Source organism: Natrinema sp. CGMCC1.2065, from assembly GCF_051225675.1.
Classification (GTDB): domain Archaea; phylum Halobacteriota; class Halobacteria; order Halobacteriales; family Natrialbaceae; genus Natrinema; species Natrinema thermotolerans.
Map to the genome: position 1 here is coordinate 282,311 of NZ_JBPJSJ010000002.1, position 21,315 is coordinate 303,625.

General features: G+C 66.3%; 25 protein-coding genes. 12 read left to right on the top strand and 13 right to left on the bottom strand.

The genetic code is table 11. The features are described from left to right. Positions 1-102 precede the first annotated feature (102 nt). On the top strand, positions 103-696 hold the full coding sequence (locus tag ACSBP4_RS04730) for a hypothetical protein (protein WP_435551505.1): 594 nt from the start codon (positions 103-105) through the stop codon (positions 694-696). Positions 697-779: 83 nt separating this feature from the next. On the opposite strand, the gene ACSBP4_RS04735 is transcribed toward ACSBP4_RS04730, so the two are convergent. From ACSBP4_RS04735 to ACSBP4_RS04755, 5 genes are all read right to left on the bottom strand, one after another. Further along, positions 780-1,853: a methionine synthase gene (locus ACSBP4_RS04735; protein ID WP_006650465.1), complete on the bottom strand. Its 1,074-nt coding sequence runs from the start codon at positions 1,851-1,853 to the stop codon at positions 780-782. Next, the gene (locus ACSBP4_RS04740; RefSeq protein WP_435551506.1) at positions 1,850-2,854 is read right to left on the bottom strand and encodes a 5-methyltetrahydropteroyltriglutamate--homocysteine methyltransferase; all 1,005 of its coding nucleotides are present in this window, start codon (positions 2,852-2,854) and stop codon (positions 1,850-1,852) included. Before ACSBP4_RS04740 ends, ACSBP4_RS04735 begins: the two co-directional genes overlap by 4 nt. A gap of 144 nt (positions 2,855-2,998) precedes the next feature. Continuing rightward, positions 2,999-3,571: a HemK2/MTQ2 family protein methyltransferase gene (locus tag ACSBP4_RS04745; RefSeq protein WP_435551507.1), complete on the bottom strand. Its 573-nt coding sequence runs from the start codon at positions 3,569-3,571 to the stop codon at positions 2,999-3,001. Further along, on the bottom strand, positions 3,572-4,711 hold the full coding sequence (locus ACSBP4_RS04750) for a mechanosensitive ion channel family protein (protein WP_435551508.1): 1,140 nt from the start codon (positions 4,709-4,711) through the stop codon (positions 3,572-3,574). It lies immediately after the preceding gene. A 137-nt stretch (positions 4,712-4,848) separates the two neighbouring features. Further along, positions 4,849-5,685 carry a 16S ribosomal RNA methyltransferase A gene (locus ACSBP4_RS04755; protein WP_049966430.1) on the bottom strand — a complete coding sequence of 279 codons (837 nt, stop codon included), beginning with the start codon at positions 5,683-5,685 and terminating at the stop codon, positions 4,849-4,851. A 208-nt stretch (positions 5,686-5,893) separates the two neighbouring features. Between ACSBP4_RS04755 and ACSBP4_RS04760 the strand changes: the two genes are divergently transcribed. The 5 genes from ACSBP4_RS04760 (at position 5,894) to ACSBP4_RS04780 (ending at position 10,218) form a co-directional block, all read left to right on the top strand. Further along, on the top strand, positions 5,894-6,202 hold the full coding sequence (locus ACSBP4_RS04760; RefSeq protein WP_006179483.1) for a 50S ribosomal protein L21e: 309 nt from the start codon (positions 5,894-5,896) through the stop codon (positions 6,200-6,202). A 5-nt stretch (positions 6,203-6,207) separates the two neighbouring features. Further along, the gene (locus ACSBP4_RS04765) at positions 6,208-6,564 is read left to right on the top strand and encodes an RNA polymerase Rpb4 family protein (protein ID WP_006179484.1); all 357 of its coding nucleotides are present in this window, start codon (positions 6,208-6,210) and stop codon (positions 6,562-6,564) included. Between the two features lie 190 nt (positions 6,565-6,754). Then, complete coding sequence (locus ACSBP4_RS04770) at positions 6,755-8,206, top strand: APC family permease (RefSeq protein WP_211249116.1); 1,452 nt, start codon at positions 6,755-6,757, stop codon at positions 8,204-8,206. 116 nt (positions 8,207-8,322) lie between these two features. Continuing rightward, complete coding sequence (locus ACSBP4_RS04775) at positions 8,323-8,919, top strand: DUF655 domain-containing protein (protein WP_006179486.1); 597 nt, start codon at positions 8,323-8,325, stop codon at positions 8,917-8,919. Positions 8,920-9,051: 132 nt separating this feature from the next. Beyond that, positions 9,052-10,218 (top strand): cystathionine gamma-synthase, encoded by a 1,167-nt coding sequence (locus tag ACSBP4_RS04780; protein WP_049966428.1) that lies wholly within the window; start codon positions 9,052-9,054, stop codon positions 10,216-10,218. 4 nt (positions 10,219-10,222) lie between these two features. On the opposite strand, the gene ACSBP4_RS04785 is transcribed toward ACSBP4_RS04780, so the two are convergent. After that, positions 10,223-11,224, bottom strand: coding sequence for a hypothetical protein (locus tag ACSBP4_RS04785; protein ID WP_435551509.1), 1,002 nt, complete (start codon positions 11,222-11,224; stop codon positions 10,223-10,225). A 131-nt stretch (positions 11,225-11,355) separates the two neighbouring features. Here ACSBP4_RS04785 and ACSBP4_RS04790 point away from each other — a divergent pair, with 131 nt between their 5' ends. After that, positions 11,356-12,042, top strand: coding sequence for an MBL fold metallo-hydrolase (locus tag ACSBP4_RS04790; RefSeq protein WP_435551510.1), 687 nt, complete (start codon positions 11,356-11,358; stop codon positions 12,040-12,042). A 92-nt stretch (positions 12,043-12,134) separates the two neighbouring features. Further along, complete coding sequence (locus ACSBP4_RS04795; protein ID WP_006650455.1) at positions 12,135-12,569, top strand: hypothetical protein; 435 nt, start codon at positions 12,135-12,137, stop codon at positions 12,567-12,569. A gap of 159 nt (positions 12,570-12,728) precedes the next feature. Here ACSBP4_RS04795 and ACSBP4_RS04800 read toward each other — a convergent pair whose 3' ends face one another. Both ACSBP4_RS04800 and ACSBP4_RS04805 read right to left on the bottom strand, forming a co-directional pair. Then, positions 12,729-12,995: an elongation factor 1-beta gene (locus tag ACSBP4_RS04800; RefSeq protein ID WP_006179491.1), complete on the bottom strand. Its 267-nt coding sequence runs from the start codon at positions 12,993-12,995 to the stop codon at positions 12,729-12,731. A gap of 2 nt (positions 12,996-12,997) precedes the next feature. Then, positions 12,998-13,177 (bottom strand): HVO_2753 family zinc finger protein, encoded by a 180-nt coding sequence (locus tag ACSBP4_RS04805; protein ID WP_006179492.1) that lies wholly within the window; start codon positions 13,175-13,177, stop codon positions 12,998-13,000. Between the two features lie 307 nt (positions 13,178-13,484). Between ACSBP4_RS04805 and nreA the strand changes: the two genes are divergently transcribed. Together nreA and nhaC are read left to right on the top strand one after the other, a co-directional pair. Next, complete coding sequence (gene nreA, locus ACSBP4_RS04810; RefSeq protein WP_049966426.1) at positions 13,485-14,786, top strand: DNA repair protein NreA; 1,302 nt, start codon at positions 13,485-13,487, stop codon at positions 14,784-14,786. 216 nt (positions 14,787-15,002) lie between these two features. Then, positions 15,003-16,439: a Na+/H+ antiporter NhaC gene (gene nhaC / locus ACSBP4_RS04815; RefSeq protein WP_049966425.1), complete on the top strand. Its 1,437-nt coding sequence runs from the start codon at positions 15,003-15,005 to the stop codon at positions 16,437-16,439. 6 nt (positions 16,440-16,445) lie between these two features. Here nhaC and ACSBP4_RS04820 read toward each other — a convergent pair whose 3' ends face one another. The 3 genes from ACSBP4_RS04820 to ACSBP4_RS04830 form a co-directional block, all read right to left on the bottom strand. Then, a complete protein-coding gene (locus tag ACSBP4_RS04820; protein WP_049966424.1) occupies positions 16,446-17,522 on the bottom strand; it encodes an AI-2E family transporter in 1,077 nt (358 codons plus the stop codon). A gap of 68 nt (positions 17,523-17,590) precedes the next feature. Then, complete coding sequence (locus ACSBP4_RS04825) at positions 17,591-18,286, bottom strand: CPBP family glutamic-type intramembrane protease (protein ID WP_435551511.1); 696 nt, start codon at positions 18,284-18,286, stop codon at positions 17,591-17,593. Between the two features lie 4 nt (positions 18,287-18,290). Further along, positions 18,291-18,578, bottom strand: a complete 288-nt coding sequence (locus ACSBP4_RS04830; RefSeq protein ID WP_006650451.1) for a DUF5789 family protein — start codon at positions 18,576-18,578, stop codon at positions 18,291-18,293. Between the two features lie 236 nt (positions 18,579-18,814). Between ACSBP4_RS04830 and ACSBP4_RS04835 the strand changes: the two genes are divergently transcribed. Together ACSBP4_RS04835 and ACSBP4_RS04840 are read left to right on the top strand one after the other, a co-directional pair. Next, entirely contained in the window at positions 18,815-19,783 is a 969-nt protein-coding gene (locus tag ACSBP4_RS04835; protein ID WP_435551512.1) for a DUF7139 domain-containing protein, read from the top strand. Between the two features lie 69 nt (positions 19,784-19,852). Continuing rightward, the gene (locus ACSBP4_RS04840; RefSeq protein ID WP_435551513.1) at positions 19,853-20,176 is read left to right on the top strand and encodes a DMT family transporter; all 324 of its coding nucleotides are present in this window, start codon (positions 19,853-19,855) and stop codon (positions 20,174-20,176) included. A 21-nt stretch (positions 20,177-20,197) separates the two neighbouring features. On the opposite strand, the gene ACSBP4_RS04845 is transcribed toward ACSBP4_RS04840, so the two are convergent. Both ACSBP4_RS04845 and ACSBP4_RS04850 read right to left on the bottom strand, forming a co-directional pair. Then, on the bottom strand, positions 20,198-20,683 hold the full coding sequence (locus ACSBP4_RS04845) for a metal-dependent hydrolase (protein WP_066296674.1): 486 nt from the start codon (positions 20,681-20,683) through the stop codon (positions 20,198-20,200). 109 nt (positions 20,684-20,792) lie between these two features. Continuing rightward, positions 20,793-21,305: a CinA family protein gene (locus tag ACSBP4_RS04850; protein ID WP_435551514.1), complete on the bottom strand. Its 513-nt coding sequence runs from the start codon at positions 21,303-21,305 to the stop codon at positions 20,793-20,795. Positions 21,306-21,315 lie beyond the last annotated feature (10 nt).

The window sequence follows — 21,315 nt, forward strand, 5'->3', positions numbered from 1 at the left end:
TAGCGCTTTGCCGTGGATCGGCAGTCGCGAGGCCGGATCACTTCCGCACCGCACGATACGGTTTCCCCGGTCGGGGACGTATCCGGCCGTCAGGAGGGGCCAATGAGTGTCACAGTTCGGGTCGCCGACAACGAAAGCGTTCGATTGACTGAGAACACCGTCGAAACGGAGCCGCCGGACCGACTCGAGTTTACCTTGCAGGGCAGACTGACGATGACCGAGGCGTTGCTCGCCCAGTTCGAGGGCGCGACGTTGAACCCCGTTCGCGTCGCCGTGTCGGCCGAGGGTGATCCCGTCGAGATCGATCTGACGGCGTCGGCGGCGCTTCGCCTCGAGGACGTCGACGTCGGCGTCACGACGCCGGACCCGGACGATATCGCAGACGGGATCGCGACGCTCCAGCCGTCGGCGGACGACGGTCCCGACGCGACCGACGTGCGACCCGACGTCCTCGCGTTTACCGTCGAGGGTGCGATTCGAGACGTTCCGCCCGCGACGCTCGCGGCGATCGCGGACGACGCGCCGAGGATCGAGTCGGTCACCTTCGCCGTCGAGGAACCGCTCAGGAGCGACGGGGGAGGGGCCGATGACGTGGTCTTCGAGCTGACCCTGTTCGGCTACGGGATCGTCGTGCGCCGCGACGGGAGGATCGTCGTCGGGAGCAGTGAGGGGCTCACCGGTATCGATCTCCCCTGATCGGAGGGCTCGGAGATCCGTGCCGGTGGCCTCGACTGGACGAGAGACGGCGGAAACAGAAGGAGCGCGGTTCGGCCGAGTTGTCAGTCGTCGGCCGGCGTCGGCGCGCCGCGCTCGATATCGATGTTGCCCTCGTCGAGGTCTTCTTCGACGTTGCGGGCCGCCTGCACCATGTTCGCCATCTTACCGTAGGCGACGTCACGTGGCAGCAGCTTCACGCCGCAGTCCGGCGAGACGACCAGCTGTTCCGGCGGGACGACCTCGAGGCCTTTCTTGATGTTTTCCTCGATCTGCTCGACCGATTCGACCTCGGCGACGTGGGCGTCGGTGACGCCGAGCGCGAGGTCCTTCGAGAACTCGGGGTCCTTGAAGACGTCCAGCTGTTCGTAGTCGCCGTTTGCCAGCTCGAGGTCGAACTCGTCGACGGGGAACTCGAGGATCTCGGGGTAGATCCGGGAGTAGTCGCCGTAACAGACGTGAAGCCCGATACGGACCTCCTCGGGGATGTCCGCGACGATGTGTTCCAGCGCCTCGCCGACGATGGCGTGGTCGTCCGGTGTCGTCGCGAGCGCGGGCTCGTCGATCTGGATGTAGCGCGCACCGGCGTCGACGAGCTTCTCGATCTCCTCGTTGACGAGGTCGGCCAGCTCGAGGGTGAGTTCGTCGTCGTCCTCGTAGGCCTCGTTAAATGACCAGTTCGCGAGCGTGTAGGGGCCCGTGATCGGGACCTTGACCGGTCGGTCGGTGGCATCGGCGGTGAACTCGTACTCGTCGACGAGCCAGGAGTCGTCGTACTCGACCTCCGAGACCACGGAAGGCTTGTCGAAGTAGTTGTGGCCCCAGACCTTGACGGGGCCGTTGAACTCGTAGCCCTCGATCCGGTGGGCGAAGAACTCGACCATCTCGTTGCGCCGCATTTCGCCGTCGACGACGACGTCGAGGCCGGCGCGCTCGTGTTCGGCCGTGATCAGGCGGGCGGCGTCGTCTTTGGCTTCCTGCCAGTTGTCCTCGTCGAAGTCGCTGTCCTCGTCCTCGTACAGGTCCTTCGCCCGGTTGAGCCACTTGGGCTTGGGGTAGGAGCCGACGACGGTCGTCAGCAGGAAGTGGTCGTTGTCGTGATCGGCCGGTCGGAACTGGTCTTTGTTCTCGTTGGTCATGCTGCGGTCACCTCCGCGAGGTCCGCGGCTTCGGCAAGGACCTCGAGTTTCTCCACGTACTTGCGGTAGGGCAGGTAGAACGTCTCGGTATTGGTCGTCAGGTAGACCGTCTCGAAGTCGGTGACCCCGAGCTGGCCCTCGACCCACTCGACCCGGTCACGGATCGCTTCGGGGTCCTCGACGAGCGTGTTCTGGCCGTCGGCGAGCCCGAGCGCGACGTCGTCGGTCGCGCCGTACTCCTGGAGGTTGTAGACGTTGTCGTCCTGGTTCGCGACGAAGTCGAAGCCGACCGCGTCGACGTCGGCGTCGAGCAGGTGCGCGTAGACCTTCTCCTCTACGGCGCCCCAGTAGGGCTGGACGACGACCTCTGCGTCGGTCGCGCTCGCGACCCGGTCGATCGCCTCGCTGGCGCGTTCGTCCAGCCCGTCGGCGGGCGCGGACTCGACCAGCGAGGGCTCGAGCAGGAACAGCGTCTCGACCGCGGGGAAGGCCTCGACCTCGCCCGCGAGGAACTCGGCGATCGCGCCGAGGAACTCGGCGTCGTCGCCGTAGCGTTCGTCCGTCGCGAGATCGAACAGCGAGTACGGGCCGGGGAGGACGGCCTGCAGGTCCTCACCGTCGATCAACTCGGACGCGGCCTCGAGTTCCGCGGCGACGTCGCCGGTGGGCTCGAGGTCGTCGGTGACGACCGGCTCCCGGTAGAAGTTGTTGTTGTCGTAGTAGCGGACGATCCCGCGGGTCTCGACGGCGTCGGCGACGGCCAGCGGGTGCGCGAGCATGTCGTCCCAGCGCAGTTGGCCCTCGACGATCCGATCGAGACCGGCCTCGGTCTGGACGCCGACGACCTCCTCGCGGGCCTCCTCGTAGGTCGCGGTGATTTCCTCACCTTCGTCGCCGCTGATGAGGTCGTGTTTCTGGTGTCCCTTGAGATCCGAGAGGTCGTCTTTCGCCCAGTCCGGGAGCGGATACAGCCCCGGCGTGGTCGAAACGTACTCAGTCATCGTAGCCCCGACTAGGCTATACCGACGCTTAATATTTTCCATCCATTCTAATACACTGTAGTAATTCTTGCGGGTTTCGGACCGGTCGGTCTCCGAGTCAGTGGATCGTGTTAACAGCCATCATGAGGGCAGAATCCGAGGAAGTTACCGAAATAGCTTCAGTACCGTCAGCGTCTCGAAGGGGAACGACTCGTCGGCGACGGCGACGGCGCTGAAACCCTGTTCGCCGGCCTCCTCGACCACCTCGTCGACCCCAGTGAGGCTGCTCACGAGCAGGTAGACGCTGCCGTCGGGTGCGAGGACCCGCCCGACCGCCTCGAGAAACGGATCGATGACCGCCCGGCCGTCCTCGCCGCCGGAGAGGGCGTGTTCCATCCAGTCGTCCCACTCGTTTTTCGGGTCGGTCGGCAGGTAGGGCGGGTTGAACGCGACCGCGTCGAAACTGCCGTCGCGGAACGGCGAGACCAGATCCGCACGCACCGCCTCGACGCCCTCACCCCGGGCCTGCCGGACGGCGTGGGGGTTCAGGTCCGACGCGATCACGCGGGCGTCGGTCTCGTCGGCGATCCGCCCGGCGACGAAGCCCGAGCCGGTGCCGACCTCGAGGACGCGCTCGGCCCCCTCGAGTCGCTCACAGACTGCGTCGGCGAGCAGTTGCGAGTCCTCGGCCGGTTGGTAGACGTCCGTTTCGACGTCGCGTTGCTCCTCGAGTCCCATCTATCGTTCCTCCGGTGTTTGCATACGGTGTTCCTCGCTCCGTTCACGGTCGGCGTCGTCGGCGATCCGGAACCCGCCGGTCTCGGCGCGGCCCGAGAGTTCCCGCTGCGGGAACGGGATCTTGATCCCCTCGTCCTCGAAGGCTCGCTTGACCGCGTCGATCGCGGCGGTCCGGGCCTCCCAGTAGCGTCTGGCGCTCGGCTTGTCGATCCAAAAGCGCACGCCGAGGATCACCGCCGAGTCGCCGAAGGACTTCCCGACCACCTGCGGCGACGGCGCGGTCAGCACCTCGTCGACGTCCCCGATCGCCGACTCGGCGAGCGACGCGGCCCGGTCGACGTCGGTCCCGTAGTCGACGCCGACCTCGACCTCGATCCGCAGGCGGCCCCGCTTCGAGCGGTTCGTCACCATGCTCGAGGCGATGACGTCGTTGGGGATCATGATGTACTCGCCGTCGAACGACCGGACGCGAGTGTTGACGATCGAGATGTCGGTAACGATTCCCTCGTCGCCTTCGACCTCGATCCAGTCGCCGATCTCGAACGGTCGGGCGAACATCAGGACGAACCCCGACAGCATCGTCCCGAGGGTCTGGCGGGCCGCCATGCCCAGCACGATCCCGAGGAAGCCGGCCCCGACGAGCAGGCTGCCCAGATCCTCGATCCAGATACCGAGGATGACGACCAGCGCGACGGTCCAGATGATCACCTGCGAGAGTCGATGGGTGATCTGGCGCTGGTGTTCGGTGACCGCGGCCGTCGAGTCCATCACCTCCTCGATGATCCGTCGGACGAACCGCGTGACGATGACGGTCAGTACGAGCAGGATGAACGAAAAGACCGCCCGCGGAACGGTGTCGCCACCCGGGTCGAGCCCCACGAAGAGCTGGCGGACCTCGTCGGTGCGGTCCCAGACGCCCAGAACAACGCCGGCGCTGACCGCACAGGCCCCGATCAGTACTGCCACCGAGACGACATCCGCATATAGCGGTCGCGTTCGCTCGGCCACGCGCCCGTGTAGCCGCCGGTACGAGAGCAGGACTGCGAAGACGAGCCCGACTGCGACGAGGGACACCGCGAGCCGAAGCGGGACCGTCGGAAACACCTCCGAGAGCCAGTCGAGCCGCGTCAGTACAGACATGCGTTCGTCTCCCGAGTTCTCGGCCGTGCAGCTTTGAGTATTCGTTGGTTACTTCGCCCCGGTTGTGTGGCCGCTGTAGGCCCACCGAACGGCCGACTCGAGCCGCCTCGTCCGACGTTACGTCTCGATCTCGCAGACTACGTCTCCGGTTCGCCGACGTCCCACGCGAGCCCGGCCAGTGCGGCGAACTCCGCCGGTGCCATCGCGTCGGGCCGTTTGCGGAGCAGCTCCTCGTCGGCCGCCTCGACGACCGCGTCCGGCTCGCCGAGTCCGGAGATGTGGGCCGTGTTCCGGATCGCATTGCGGACCGTCTTCCGGCGCTGGGTGAACACGGCCTTGACGAACCGCAGGAAAAAGTCCTCGTCCGCGACCGTGTAATCGGGCTCGCGTGGGACCGCCCGGACCACCGCGCTCTGGACGGCGGGCTGTGGGTCGAACGCCTCTTTGGGGATCGACTCGACGAGTTCGACATCGGCATAGTGCTGGCTCGAGACCGAGAGCCGGCCGTACTCTGACGTTCCGGGCTCGGCGACCATCCGCTCGGCGAACTCCTGCTGGAACATCAACACGAGGGGCTTTTTTTCCGGAAAGAGCCGAAACGCGATCTCGCTCGAGACGCCGTAGGGGAGGTTCGAGACCGACGCGGTAAAGTCGGGGAGGTCGACCGCGAGGGCGTCGCCCTCGATCACGGTCAGTTCGCCGGCCGCGATCTCGTCGGCGAACTCCTCGCGCAGGAATTCGGCGAGGTCGCGGTCGCGCTCGACGACGGTCACCTCGTCGCCGGCCGCGAGCAGTCGATCGGTCAGCGCCCCCGTCCCGCCGCCGATCTCGAGTAACTGACTCGTGTCCGCATCGATCGCTTCCAGGTAGGTCGGCAGCCGGTCCAGCACCCGATCGTCGACGAGGAAGTGTTGATCGCGGTCCGGATCGCCCCGCACGCCCGCTCGGGCGATCAGCCCGTCTGGATCTCTCATTGCCGGCGCTTCGGTCGGGCCGGGTGTAAACGCACCGTCTCGGCCGTCCGTTGACAGTGCGGAAAACGGTCCCACTTGACGTGCAACGGGCCGTCGGCCCGTGAACGGGCGGGGTTCGCGGACAGCGCCGTCGACCGCGGCTCGAGAAAACCGGTGGGTGGAATACGTGTGTTTTATAACCGTCACCGGACAAAGCGGGCGTACGACTATGCCGAAATCTAATGGCCCCCGTCAGGGAACCCGGAAAAAGCTCGCGAACGATCCTCGAGACCGCGGCACGTCGCCGCCACAGCGCGCGATTCAGGAGTACGAGGAGGGTGAGAAAGTCCACCTGAAGATCGACCCAAGCGTCGCCGACGGTCGCTTCCACCCACGATTCGACGGTCGCACCGGCGAAGTCGTCGGCAAACAGGGTAGCGTCTTCAAGGTCGCGATCAATGACGGCGGCAAGGACAAGACCCTGCTCGTCGCCGCGGCCCACATGCGCGCACAGAACCAGGAAAAGAGCCGGATCTAAGCAGGATGACGATCTTCAAAGAGATCGTCGACGAGGAGTTCCTGACGGTCTCGGAGACGAAGGAGCTGCTCGCCGACATCGAAGCCGAACGCGCGATGGACGAGGACCGCGAGCTGCGGTACGAACTCGCGCGAGCGATCGAACACGCAAACCGGTTCGCGGTCCTGGAGCCCGACGAGGCTCAGGCCCTGGTCGATGACCTGCAGGACTTGGAGAAGGTCGACGAGCCGACCGCGTACAAGATCGCCAACCTCCTGCCGCGCGACCGGGACGAACTCCGGTCGGTATACGCAAAGCAGCGCTACTCGCTGTCGGGGGACGAACTCGACGAGATTCTCAACGTCGTCGCGCAGTACGCCTGAACGCAGTTCGCCGTTTCCGTTCGGAGCGGTCCCGCCAGCGACGACCGGCGTTCGACGATCGCGACTAGCGTCAGCGCTCGAGGCCGCGTTTCCGCGTCGTTTTCAATCCTCGTGTAACTACCGTCGACTGGTATTTCCCGTCGCCTTTCCGTGGAAGGGGGACGAGGAATCCGGGTAGGTGGTGTCGGTCATGGACAGCGCTGAGGCGGAGACCGAACCGATGGGGACACACGAAACCGACTCGCTCGAACGGGACATCGGCCTTCTCGGAGCCACGGCGATCGGAACGGGAACGATGATCGCCGGCGGTATCTTCGTCCTCTCGGGACTCGCCGTCGCAAACGTCGGCGCGGCGGCGATCGTCTCGTTCGGGCTGGCGGCGATCGTGGCGTCGTTCACCGCGCTGACCTACGCCGAGTTCGCGACCATCTACACGGTCGACGGCGGCGGCTACGCCTACGTGGCCGAGGTGTTCGATTCCGACTGGTCGTACGTGGTCGGCTGGCTACTGATTCTGGGCTACCCCGCGAGCGCGGCCTTCTACCTCGCGAGTTTCGCCAACTGGTTCGCCCGATTCGTACGGCCCGAGATCGCGCTCCCCGAGGCGCTCCCGTACTGGATCCCGGGGGTCGTCGTCCTCGCGGTTCTCGTTGGAGTCAACCTCGCCGGTGCCGAGGAGACGGGTCGATTCCAGATCGTCGTGACCGGGCTGAAGATCGCGCTTATCGGGCTGTTCCTGGTCGGCGGTCTCAGCGCGTTCGACGCGGACGTCGTTGCGTCGTCGCTTACGGCGAACGCCACGCAGTTCGACGACATCGCTCTGACCTCGGCGCTCGTGTTCATCACGTTCTTCGGGTTCGAAGCGATCGCCACGAGCGAGGGCGAGATCGAAGCGCCCGAGCGGACCGTTCCCCGGGCGATTTTCCTGAGCATCGCCGTCGTCACCGTCCTCTATGTCCTGGTAATCGTCGTGGTGGTGCTTGCGATCAACGACGGCAGCTTCCTCTCGTTTCTCGCCGAGCGAGCCGGGCTGTCGTCGTCCGGCGCTGCCACGGGGTTCGTCGCCGAACGCGGCGAGGTCGCGATGGCGCGGGCGGCCCAGTATTACCTCGGCGACGCCGGCTTCTACGTCTTCATCGTCGGCGCGTTGCTGTCGATGATCTCGGCCGCCAACGCGACCGTGCTGGCCGGCTCTCGAGTGAAGTTGGCGATGGCCAGACGCGATCACCTTCCGGAGCGGGTCCAGCGGATCAACCCACAGTCCGGCGTCCCGACGGTCGCGGTGGTGCTGACCGGCTGTCTCATCCTCGTTTTCTTCCTGCTGTTCGGCGTCGTCTTCGGCGCGTCTCCGGTCGGGGGCGGCGGTGCCCACGACCCCCTGCTCGGCCTCGAGTCGCTGGCTCACTTCGCGGACGTCATGCTCTTGGGCGGGCTGGTGTTCGTCAACGTCGCGTTGATTCGGTCCCGCCGGAAGGAACCCGACCGGGAGCGGCGGTTCCGAGTCCCGGGCGTGCCCTGGGTGCCGCTGCTCGCGATCGGCTCGAACCTCGCGTTGCTGGCGAGCGTCGAACTGACGAGTTTGGCCCTGGGGACGCTGGCCGTCGTCGTCGGGATCGTCCTCTGGTTCGGCGTCATCGACTGACCGCGACGGCGTCGCACCGCGACCCCGACCGCGACGTCACGCGCCTTCCGTTCCCCCGAGCAACGTCGTGAAAGTGGGCCGACTCTTTAAGTACGACCTCGCCGTACCGTAAACCAATGAGCGAAGCTGATCGCGATGAGATGGACGTTCGTCGGGCGGTCGTGTTGGACTACCTCGCACACGGGCTGTCGGACGACGGCCGACCGCAGTACGCCAAGTCTCCGGCAGGGTACGCCGTCGGAATCGAGGACTTTCAGCTCTATCAGGTCGCCTTCGACGAGGACGAACGACTCACGATCGGCAGCGAGGTCGTCGTCGAACCGGCCGCCGAGCGCGACATCGTCACCGAGTGTCACCGCGTCGAGTACGAGGACCTCTCCTCGGGCGCGCAGTCGGAACTCGAGTACGTCGTCCAGGATCTGGTCGAGGAGAACGAACAGCGGTTCGTCGACTTCTACAACGACGCCCAGCCGATCACGCTGCGGCTCCACCAGCTGAACCTACTGCCGGGGATCGGGAAGAAACTCCGCAACGGCATCTTGGACGAGCGAAAGCGAAAGCCCTTCGAGAGCTTCGAGGAACTGTCCGAGCGCGTCTCGGGGCTGCACGATCCCGACGAGATCCTCGTCGAGCGTATCCTCGAGGAACTGCGTGACGACGATCTCAAATACCAGACGTTCGTGGGACGACGCGAACAGGAGCAAAACCAGTAAGCCGGTAGCGTTGGTTCTGTGGGGCGTCACCGCCTCGAGCAGCCGCGAGCGGACAAGCGACCTCGCTTCTGCAACCGACTGCGAGCAACGGCGTCCATAACAGTGATCCGACCGCGGGGCACTCGTAGGAGTATGGACGACGACCACGACAGTCGGATCGAGACTAGATCCATCCACGCCGGTCAGGAGCCCGATCCCGAGACGGGCGCACTGATGTCGCCGATTCACGCGAACTCCACGTACAAGCAGGACGCCCCGGGGGACCACCGCGGCTACGAGTACTCCCGTACCGGGAACCCCACGCGTACCGATCTCGAGGAAAACCTCGCGAGCCTCGAGAACGCCGAGTACGGCCGGGCCTTCGCCAGCGGGATGGCCGCGATCAACACCGTCCTGAACCTGCTCGAGGCCGGCGATCACGTCGTCACCGGCAACGACGTCTACGGCGGGACCCACCGCATCTTCACGCAGGTCTACGAGGACTACGACCTCGAGTTTTCCTTCGTCGATATGACCGACCTCGACGAGATCGAGGCGGCGTTCCGAGAGGAGACGGCACTGCTCTGGCTCGAGACGCCGACGAACCCGCTCATGTCGATCGTCGACATCGAGGGGGCGGCCGAGATCGCCCACGATCACGACGCGCTGTGTGCGATCGACAACACGTTCGCGACGCCGTACCTCCAGCGGCCCCTCGATCTCGGTGCCGACATCGTCTCCCACTCCCTGACGAAGTACCTCGGCGGCCACTCCGACGTCGTCGGCGGCGCCCTCCTGACCAACGACGAGACACTCGACGAGCGACTCGGCTTCTACCAGAACTCCGTCGGCGCGACGCCTGGCCCCTTCGAGTCCTTCCTCGTCCTCCGGGGCACCAAGACCCTGCCCGTCCGGATGGATCGGCACTGCGAGAACGCCCGCGCGATCGCCGAGTGGCTCGCCGACCACCCCGACGTCGAGCGGGTCTACTACCCCGGCCTCGAGTCCCACCCCGGCCACGAGATCGCCGCCGAGCAGATGGACGACTTCGGCGGCATGCTGAGCTTCGAACTCGACGCGAGTCTCGAGCAAGCGAGCGAGGTCGTCTCGAACACCGAGATCTTCACGCTCGCGGAGAGTCTCGGCGGCGTCGAGAGCCTGATCGAACAGCCAGCGCCGATGACCCACGCCGCCATTCCGCGGGAGGAACGGCTCGCGGCCGGCCTCTCGGACAGCCTGATCCGCGTCTCCGTGGGAATCGAACACGTCGACGACCTGATCGCCGACCTCGAGGGCGCGATCGACGCCGCACTCGCTTGAGTATCTACTCCCCGGACCGGGCCCGCCGGGCGAGTTGCGAGCGGAAGATCGGTTCGAACCCCTCGAGGTAGGCGCGCGCGTCGAACGACTCGGCGTCGCCGCAGGCGTCGAGCGCGGTCTCGAACTCGCGGTCCCACTGTTCGACGAAGGCGGTCTCGATACCGGACTCGCGGATCCGCTCGATCACGGGCGCGACGGCCGCATCGGTCGGCTCGTTCCGGAGCGCCCGAAGCTCCGCGGGTGAGACGAGTCCGGACTCGAGAGCCCGGACGGTGACGCCGGAACTGTAATCCCCCTCGGCGAGTTCCCGCTCCCAGGTAGCGAGCCAGTTACCGATCCGTGCCATTCGCTGGCCGTGAGCGACGACGGTCCGGAGCGTCGAGAGGTCGCGCGGATCGAACGCGCTCGCGTTCGCGATGTCGATATCGGCGAACGGAAAGAGCATCATGTTGTAGACGTCGTAGGTCAGAAGTTCGCGCTCGCTGGCGAGGCCGGGCTGGCGGGCCAGCAGCGCCGAGTAGTCGACCGACTGGAGCGCCTGTCGAACGTCGAACCGAAACAGGGCCTCGAACTCGGCGGCGCGCGGACCCGCCCGAAACTGCTTGCAGAGCGCGTCCCAGAGCTCCCGCTGGAACCGGACGTAGTCGCCGTCGACATCCGCGCGCGTCGGATCGGCAGCCCGGGCGTCGAACGGCACGAGGCGGAGTTCCTCGAGGGTCGCGCGGTCGCCGTGGCGTTCGGCGACGTCGTCGATGACCGTGATGAACATCGTCGCGAGGACCTTCGCATCGTGGACGCGCTGTCCGGCCCCGTCGTCGACACAGGACAGTCGGAACGCCGGTTCGACCGCGTCGAACCACAACCACGTCGACCGGTCACGGTCGCCGATCCGCTCGTCGTAGGCGTCGGCCAGCGGCTGTACCGTCTCCGAAAGGGTCCGCTGTGGTGCGTTCGAGAACGGGTCCGATTCGACCTCGAGGGGAGAACTTCTCGATTCGAGTTCCATTACCGATAGTTTTGTCTCCCGAGCTAAAGTATTTTATTGCAAACTAGTGTAGTTTAGTATCTTTTTGAGTGACGGACGCCGTGGCGGTCGGAGGCGAACGATCTTTCGTGGTCGCCGTCGACGACCCGAGTATGACCACGGAGGAACGCGACGCGGGCATCCACGTGCTGCCGCTGACTGTGGAGTACGGCGGTCGGGAGATAACCATCACGCCGACGCTCGTCGAGACCGAGCGCGGTCCGATCCTGATCGACGCCGGCCCGGAGGGGGCCCGCGAGGGGATTCGAACGCACCTGCGGTCGCTCGGCTACGAACTGACGGACGTCTGGCTGATTCTGGTTACGCACCACGACGGCGATCACGCCGGCGGCCTCGCGGCCTTGCTCGAAGACGTCGATGCGGTCGTCGCGACCCATCGGGCGGAAGCGCCGTACGTGTGCGGCGAGCGCGAACCGATCAAGGGCGACGGCGACCGGTATCCGCCGGCCGATGTCGACATCGAACTAGCAGATGGCGTTCGGTTCCCGACGCTGGCCGGGCCGATGGAGGTCGTGGCGACACCGGGCCACGCCCCCGGCCACGTCTCGCTGTACCTCCCCGAGGGGAACTTGCTGATCGCCGGCGACGCGCTCGTCGCGGACGGTGACGAGCCGCTATCCGGGCCAAAACCCCACTTCACGCCGGAGATGGAGCAGGCGACCGAATCGGTCGGGCGGCTGGCCGATCGCGAGATCGACCACGTGGTGTGCTTTCACGGCGGTTACGTGGATCGGGGGACCGAGCGGATTCGGGAGATCCACGAGGAGTTGCGAGCGTAAGGCGACCGCGTCGGACCCGAATCGGGTCGTTACACGGGGCTCGAGGGACCGAAGCGGAATTCTCATCGGTGTCGGTCGCGTAGGGACGCCCAATGCGACTCGAACTCCGCGTCTGCCAGCACTGTCTCGACGGCGATCACGGCAACGAGAAGCGGACGGCCCTGCTCAACGATATGGTAAACTGCGCCGAACAGATCAAGAAACACAAGGAGGTCATCGACCTCGACGAAGTCCACATCCGCAGGGTCAAAGACGACGAACCGGGCAAACCAGCGGCGCTGCCGGTCGTTTCGGCGACGATCCAGAACGATCAGGTCGTATTGAACGACACGCAACTCGTCGCGGAGGGCCAGGACGGGAACATGCTGCTCTATGCGAACCCCGACGACGTGTTGACCGTCCTCGCGGGGAACCTAGACGAGATCAGCAAGGCCGTCACCGAGGACGTGACCGTCGACCTCTCGCCGATCGGCGCGGAGATCGTCTCGGAGGCCGATCTCGGTGCGAACCGCGAGCAGGAGCAGTAAGGGCGGTCGAACCCGGCACTGCCGCTCCGCTGTCATCCGTTTTCACGCCGTTTTCGCCGGCGTCGGCTCGAGCGTTGCCGGCCCCCGTCTCGGACGGAGAAATCGACAGTGCCGTGGCTCGCGACTGACAAAAACAGCCGAAAATCGGCCAGTGACCGGTTATATCCGGCCGACGTTCTCGACTTCGACGCTCTCGACGCCGTCGACGTCGCCGAAGTTCTCCTCGACGGTCTCCGTGCCGCCCGAACCGTCAGGGACGATCACGGTGGGGTAGAGCGCGACGAGCCCGAACGCGACGTCGTCGCGTTCGACGCCGTTGATCTTCGCACCCTCGGGGAGGGCGCTCTCGAGGCGCTCCTGGAGCGCGTCGAGGTCGATTTCGGGGCTGTCCGGCATGACCTTGATTTTGGCGGCTACCTTACCCATTGTTACGGACCCATGAACCCGCAGTCGGGGCACTCGTAGAGGTTGCTCTGCTTGCGACACTTGGCACAGCGGTAGATCTGCTCGCCGCAGTCGGGGCATTTGAACGCGGCGGCGTTCGTGCCCGCGATGTTGAGCCCACAGGAGACGCAGGAACGCGTCTCTCGGTCGTCGGTCGTACTCATATCCATCCTTTCCCGCCCGCCGTTTTTAACGGTTGTCTTTCCACGTTCCTCGCTGACTGGCAAGAAGTACCATGACTCACAAACCGGTTCGGAACGGCGTCCGAACACAGCCGCGGCGTTTTCCGACTCTGAAAACGCACTGGCGGCTATTTTATGTCCCCGTGTGATGGTTGGGATGAGGTTCGGTTACTCGACGCCCGACCGAACCTCTGCCTCTGACATTCTGTTCGGACACGTCATCGAAAGCGTGCCGACCGCCGGCCCGAACGACGAACATTCAAACCGGTGCCGGCCCTACGTCGACTGAATGCGCCTCGACGACTACATCGAGGAGTTAGAGCCCGACGAGGAGGCCGAGCGTCGCCGCCTCGCGAAGGAGAAATCCTACGCGATCACGGACCACTTGGAGGAGTTCGAACGGCAGTTCGACGACGCGCTGAGTGGCGACACGCTCGTCGGGTCGACCGCGCCCTCGATCTTCGTCGGGCGGTCGAACTACCCCGATATCCCCGTTGGGCTGCTCTCGCCGGTCGGCAACGAGGGCGACGCCGAGGAGTACGTCACCGACGGCGACTGGTACCGACAGGGGTACGCGATCGATGACGTCCTCCAGCGCCGGACCGGCCTCCTGAACTCCAACAAGCGGGCCAACGTCGACTCGCCGTCGATCGCGAGCCGGCTGACCCCCTCGGTCCACGACACGTGGGACGGCTTCGTCGGCGTCCAGCGCGAGGTCGCCATCGCCGATCGTCCGGTCGACCTCGAGATCGGACTGGACGACACGCCCGACCTCGGACTGGACGCGGGAACGGACGTGGCGACGCCGCGCGGTCCCCGAGCCAACGCCCGGAACGCGGACCTCACCGAGAACCCCCACGTTCCGCGGCCGGTCAAGAAGACCTTAGAGGACGACGACTGGCAGGCCGAGGGCGCGATGACCTACCTCTATCGCCGGGGGTTCGACGTCTACGAGATCAACTCGATCCTCTCGGCGGGCGCGCTCGGGCAGACGAAACAGCGCCGACTCGTCCCGACGCGGTGGTCGATCACGGCCGTCGACGACACCGTCGGGAAGTTCCTCCGCGGGCGCATCCGCAACGCGCCCAGCATCGACGAGGTGCAGGTCTGGGCCAACGAATACGTCGGTAACCGCTACTGGATCGTCCTCGCGCCGGGCAACTGGGAGTTCGAACTCGTCGAGATGAAAGCGCCGGGCAGCATCTGGAACCCAAACCCCGAAGACGACCTCTGGATGGCCAGCGCCTCGGAGGGGTACGAGGGCCGCTCGAGCTACGTCGAGGAGACCGCCGGTGCCTACTACGCGGCCCGGCTGGGCGTGTTGGAGTACCTCGAGTCAATCGGCCGGCAGGCGAAGTGTCTCGTCCTGCGGGAGGTAAGCGACGACTACTGGGCTCCCGTCGGCGTCTGGCAGGTCCGCGAGAGCGTCCGCAACGCCTTCGAGGGCCAGTACGGCGAGGCCGAAACCTTCCACGACGCGGTCTCGGAGGTCGCGACGCAGTTGCCGGTGTCGCTCGCCCGACTGCGCCGCAAGTCCGAACTCGCGGCCGGACTGCAGGCGAACCTGAGCGCCTTCTCGAGTCGAACCTGAGCGCCGAACAGCGCGGTTCTCGACCGGCGATCGTCACGAGGCGGTTCTCGTATCGATGTGAGCGAGCGCACGCGATCCCATCGTTCGATCTGCCGTCCCGAAAATAACTGTGAACGTGACTTATAGCAGCTGCTGAATGTGGTCGCTGGTAGCATTGTGCATGCTCTGTAGTAATGAATCGTTCAGTTTTTATGCCCCAAATGCATAACTCGGCCGATGACATTCGACTTCACACCGACGACGATCGACGACATCGCGCCCGAACGGCGGCCGTCGTTCGCGCTCGCGCTCGTTCCGGTCTTCGCAGTCGTCGCCTTCCTCGGGGTCGGATCGGCCGTCCTCGGGCTCGATCCGCACGTCCCGCTGCTGTGGAGTATCGTCTTCGTCGGCGCGTTCGGCATCTATCTCGGCTACGACTGGCCCGAACTCTCCGACGGCGTCGCAAACGGCCTCCTGATGGGGATCCAGGCGCTTTTGATCATCTTTACCATCTACGCGCTGATCGCCACCTGGGTCGAGGCGGGAACGATCCCGGCGATGATGTACTACGGCCTCGAACTGCTCACGCCATCGGTCTTCCTGCCTGTCGCGGCGATATTGGCGGCCGTCGTGGCGTTCTCGATCGGCTCCTCGTGGACCACGGTCGGGACGCTCGGGGTCGCGTTCGTGGGAATCGGCGCGGGGCTGGGCGTCCCCGCACCGATGACCGTCGGCGCGGTCATCTCGGGCGCCTACGCCGGCGACAAGCAGTCCCCGCTCTCCGATACGACCAACCTCGCGGCCGGCGTGACGAACACGCCGCTGTACGACCACATCCGTCGCATGCGAACGGGAACGGCCGTCGCCTTTGGCCTCTCCGTGGCCGGGTTCGCCGTTCTCGGACTCCAGGCCGCCGGCGAGATCCCGACCGACCGCGTCGTCGAGATCCAGACCGCGATCGCGGGCGCGTACGACCTCTCGGTCCTCGTCTTCCTGCCGCTCGTGGTCACCTTCGGGCTCGCGCTCTATGGCTTCCCCGCGCTCCCGACGCTCGTCGCCGGCGTCTTCGCCGGCGTCATCACCTCGATCGCAGTTCAGGGCACCGGCTTCGTCGCCGCCTGGGAAGTCTTCATGAGCGGAACCGCTCCCGAAACCGGCACCGATCTCGTGAACGACCTCCTCGCGACCGGCGGGCTCACCGGCTCGGCCTGGACGATCACCGTCGTCGTCGCCGCGCTCTCGCTCGGCGGCCTCCTCGAGCGGACCGGCGTCCTCGCGGTGCTGGCTCATCGCCTCTCGCAGGGCGTCCGCAGCTCCGGAAGCCTGATCGCCGGCACCGGCGCGTCGGCGATCCTCGTCAACGTCCTGACCGCACAACAGTACATGAGCATCGTCCTGCCGGGGCTGACGCTGCGGAACCTCTACGAGGAGTTCGACCTCGACAGCGAGGAACTCTCGCGGGCCGTCGAGGCCGCCGGGACGCCGACCGGTGCCTTGCTCCCCTGGCACGCCGGCGGCGTCTTCATGGCCTCCGCGACCGGCGTCCCCACCCTCGAGTACGCGCCGTTTTACCTGTTCGGGCTGTTGTCGCCGCTCGTGCTGTTCGTGATGGCGTTTTCCGGTCTGGGCGTGCCGACGACCAGTCGGCGCGAGCAGCCCCACTACGCCGACTGAGCGCGTTTATCGCTCCGTCTCGACGATCGGGGACTCCCGTTCGATCTCGGTTCCGGACTCGGTCGAGACCGGCTCGAGACGGCGGTTCGCGACCCGCAATGCGGCACCGAACGCGCCAAGGATCACCGGGCCGGCGAACAGGCCGACGATGCCAAACAGCGAAACCCCGCCGATGACGCCGAGCAAGGCCAGTGCCGGATGGAGTCCGGACCGGCGATCGACGAGGATCGATCGGAGGTAGTAGTCGGCGACGGCCAGCACGACGAGCCCATAGCCGAGCAGGACGGCCCCGCTTGCCGGCCCGTCCGCGGTCGCGTGGGCGATCGTCACCGGTCCCCAGACGAGCCAGACACCGACCGTCGGCAGGAACGACGCGAACAACAGGACCACCGCCAAGACGGTGGCGGAGGGCACGCCGAGCAGAGCCAGCCCGATCCCGCCGAGCGTTCCCTGCACCACCGCCACGAGAACGTGACTGCGAAGCACTGCCCACGTGACCGTGTGGACCTCAGCGAACAACTCGTCGAGGACGGCCGACTCGAGCGGGACCGTCCGGCGCAGCCAGGCGAGCAATGCGGGCCCGTCGACGAGCAGATAGTACAGCAAAAACACGAACGCGACCGTTCCGATCGCGACGTCGACGGCCGTCGAGAGGAGCCAGACCGACTGTTCGAGCGTGACGTCTACGACGTTGGACACCATCTCCTGAACCCGTGCCTGCAGTGCCGATTCGACGACTGCCACCGACTCCGCTTCGATACCGAGTTCGGTACGTGCCATCTCGCTCCCGTACGCGGTGACCCCCTCGATCGAGACGTTCTCGAGCGTCGAGGCAGTCGTTCGAACGACGACGAGCGAGACGAGCGCGAGCGGCACGAGGCCGGCGACGATCACGAAGGCGGTCAGTGCGAGCGCGGCGAGACGCTCGCCGAGCCGCGGTGCCAGCCGTTCGTACGCGGGTCGGAGGACGACCGCGAGCAGGCAGGCACCGAGGACGTACTCGAGCAGCGGGCGGACCAACAGGGCGGCGACGCCGGCGAGGATGGAGACGAGGAGGGCGAAAAACGTCGTCCGGGCGTCCATACGCAATCCTCACGGCTGGCGGCCATAAGTGTTGGTGTTCTATACTGTTAGCCGCGGCGAAAGGATCGTTAGATCGGGAGCGGGAGTGCCTCGAGGACGTTCAGGACCGGGGTCGGATCGAACAGCGGCTCGTGAATCACCAACCAGTCCAGTAAGACGAGCCCGCCGCCGTGGGCGACCACGGAGGGGAGAATCGAGTCTGAGGTGTAGTCGACGGCACCGAACAGGACGTCGGTCGGCCCCGACAGCAGGAACTCGATCGGCGGCTTCGACGTGTGGTGAAGCATGTAGACGACGGGGCTGATGAACACCGCACCGAAACCCAGTTCCCTGACCCCGACACACAACAGCCCCCGATAGTAGGTCTCGGCGGCCAGTGCGAGGACGAACAGCTTGATCGCGTGGGGGACGAACGCGGCCGGCGCGGCCGACGTCTCCCAGATCGGGTAGTACGCGCGGATCGTCGGCAACGTCGAGCCGACGAGATAGAACGGCAACACGAACAGTCCGAGCAGGGCCGCGTTCCTGACCGCTGTCCGGTCGACCCGCCACCCGACGTGTCGTCCGTGGGACAGCCCCAGTGCGAGCGGCCCGCCGATCAGGAGGACGCCGTCCACGAGGAGTCGATCGTCCAGCCCGTCGGGGACGAACCGCATCCACAGGGCCGTCAGGAGCGCTCCGAGCAGTAACGACTTCTGTACCCAGGTGAGGCTCAACCGCTGGCGAAGCCAGCGCACAGCGCGTCGATCAGACTCGGATCCCACGGTGTTACTCGTCGGCGGTCGGAATCGGGCCGGTCCCGATCACGTCCCGGACGTGGCCCTCGAACTCCCGTTTGCGCTGGAAGTACGTTTCGTCGACCGACTCGAGGATCGTCGATAGCTCACGGGGGCCGTCCGGCGTCCGAACGACCGACTCGCCCTCCATGCGCTCGACCTCGCTCTTTTCCTTGGGCCAGGTCAGCCGCGAACTCACGCGGGCAAGCGGTGCGCCCTCGACGGGCGTGTGTGATCCGAGTTCGACGGCTGGCTCCGCGTCCTCGTCGTCGTCGCTCATGGCCAGTCGTTTGCGAGCGCAGTGATTCAAGCTTTCGCTTCCACGGGTCACGGGAGCGGGTACACGGCCGTAATGGGAGGTCGACAGAACGCGGTGCGATCGGGATGGCCACCTGGCGACCCGGCTGGATACCCACTCCGTACAATACCCGCCGATCCGTCGACGACCCTCGATCCCTCTATGATCCGAAAGGTGTCTGACGTATCGTTTTGTGGTAGGACATCGAACGGGCTCGTATGACTAGCCTGACGGAGGTCTACGACGGGACCGCATCGGGGGTGACGAGTCGCCGGCTGTACGCCGGCACGACGCTCGTGATCCTCGGTGCGATCCTGGCCGTCGTGGCCGTCCTTGCGGCCACGACCGACCTCGTCGGCGGATACGCAACCGCTCTCTCGAGCGGGATGGCGCCCCAGTACGCGACCGTCCGCGCCGCGGGGGTATTGGCCGGCCTCGCCGTCCCGACGGCCCTCGTCGGCGTCTTCATCGTCTTGCCGGCCAGCCGTCGCGTGCAGGCCGCGGCCGCGATCAGCGTGAGCCTCTGCCTGCTCGGGGTCGCGCTCTTCTGGTACGCCTACCCCCACCACTGGCGGAACTACGGCCAGCAACTGACCTTCGAGGTCTCGGTGGTCTACCTGCTCGGACTCCTCCCCGCGATCTGGTGTCTGTTCGCCGCCGTCGCTACGTTCAAACGGCGCAACGATCCCGGCGGGAACCTCGAGATGAACGTCACCCGGCACAACAAGACCGTCGTCGAAGTCGAGGAGAGCAACGATGACGGCGGCCTGGGCGGGATCGGCTTCCTCGGCGGGACCCCCGACGGTGACGTCGAGACACAGACCAACGCGGACGCCGACGCGGACGGCACGTCGCTGTCCTACGAGGAGGCCCCGGCCGACGGCCGGACTACGACCCGATCGGCGACCGCGTCGCGATCGACCGGCGGTACCGGGCGAACCGTCGGCGCTGCGACCAGCGACGGCGGCTCGGCGGCCTCGGACATCTCCTCGCCGCTCGAAGGGGGCGACGCCGAGATCGTCGAATCCGAGTCCACGGGCCCGACCGAGCCGACGGACCGCTACTGCGGGAACTGCGAACACTTCGAGTACGTTCGCTCCTCGGAGGGAATGGTCCCCTACTGTGCCCGCCACGAGACGGCCATGGACGACATGGACGCCTGCGAGGAGTGGACGCCGAACCGGTAGGCTCGTCCGGCCCCGCGCGCCGTCCGAGAACGGAAGCTATACTCGCCGCCGATCGATACCTCCGATGGCATGTCGTGGCCCCTCCTGTTCGTCGCCGGCTGCTTCGAGATCGCGTGGGCGATCGGACTCGCGTACTCCGATGGCCTCTCGCGGCCGGTGCCGACGCTCGCGACCGGGCTCGCGATGCTCGTCAGCGTGGTCCTCCTCGCGCGGGCCGTCGAAGAACTCCCGGTCGGGACGGCCTACGCGGTCTGGACGGGCATCGGAGCCGTCGGGACCGCGTCGCTCGGCATCGTGTTGTTCGACGAGCCGGCGACGCTCGCCAGAATCGGGTTCATCGGCCTGATCGTCGTCGGGATCGTCGGGCTCCACCTCGTCAGCGGCGGGCCGTGACGGCGGGACGGGGCGAGACCGCTACAGCCCGAGTCCCTGTCGGCCCAGCTCGAACCCCCACTGTGGCACCCGGAAGACGACCAGGGCGACCAGCGCGAGTTCGGCGACGGTGACGACCACCATCATGAGGTCGGCGCGCTTGCTGCTGACCGCGACCCCGATCGGCAGTCCGAACTCCTTCTTCCAGAGCGGGTAGAACAGCGCGATCCCGCGCTTGCTCCCCGCCACGTCGAGGACGTAATGGGTGAGGACGCCGACCCAGACGTACTCGAGGTTCCCGAAGACGTACGGAAAGGCCAGAAAGCCAAGCAGGATCGGCAGGTTGTGCAGCGTCTTCCGGTGTTTGCCGAAGGCGGTGTCGACGTCCGGAAAGAGCGCCCCCAGCGTCACCGGCACGCCGATCATCACGATGGTCCTGAACGTCTCCAGACTCCCGGAAGGCTCGAGCAGATACCCCAACCCGATGCTCAACAGCACGGCGTTCAACACGTGTCCCTTCTTGTTCATTCACCCGACTCTGGGGAGCCGACTCGGGAATAGCTTTCTCTCGAGACTGTCAGGTTTGCGAACCGATCCCGCGTCGGCGCGGGCCCGTCGGAGGCGACTCGCGGGCCGATCAACGCGCCTCGAGTTCGGTAAGCAGGTCCTCGAGGGCTTGATCGACGGTCTTCGCACGGACGTCGGCCCGGTCGCCGTCGAAGACGTACCGGGAGACGGTGGTGTAGGAGTCACCGCTGTCCCACGGGGCGGCGTGGGCGACGCCGATGTAGACGGTGCCGACCGGGTTCGCCTCGGTCCCGCCGGTGGGACCGGCGACGCCGGTCGTCGCGACGCCCCAGGAGACATCGGTCACGTCCCGGATCCCCTGTGCCATCTCGCGGGCGACGGGTTCCGAGACCGCGCCGTGGTCGTCGAGCGCCTCGCGACTGACGCCGAGATGGCGGCGCTTGGCGTCGTAGGCGTAGGTCGTCAACCCCGAATCGAAGTAGTCGCTCGCGCCCGGCACGGCCGTGATCGCGGCTCCGATCAGCCCGCCGGTACAGGACTCGGCGACTGCGAGCAGCTCCTCGCGGTCGCGAAGCTCGTCGCCGACGGCCATCGGCAGCTCGCGGTCGATGTCGTCGTTCATGTGCGAGTCG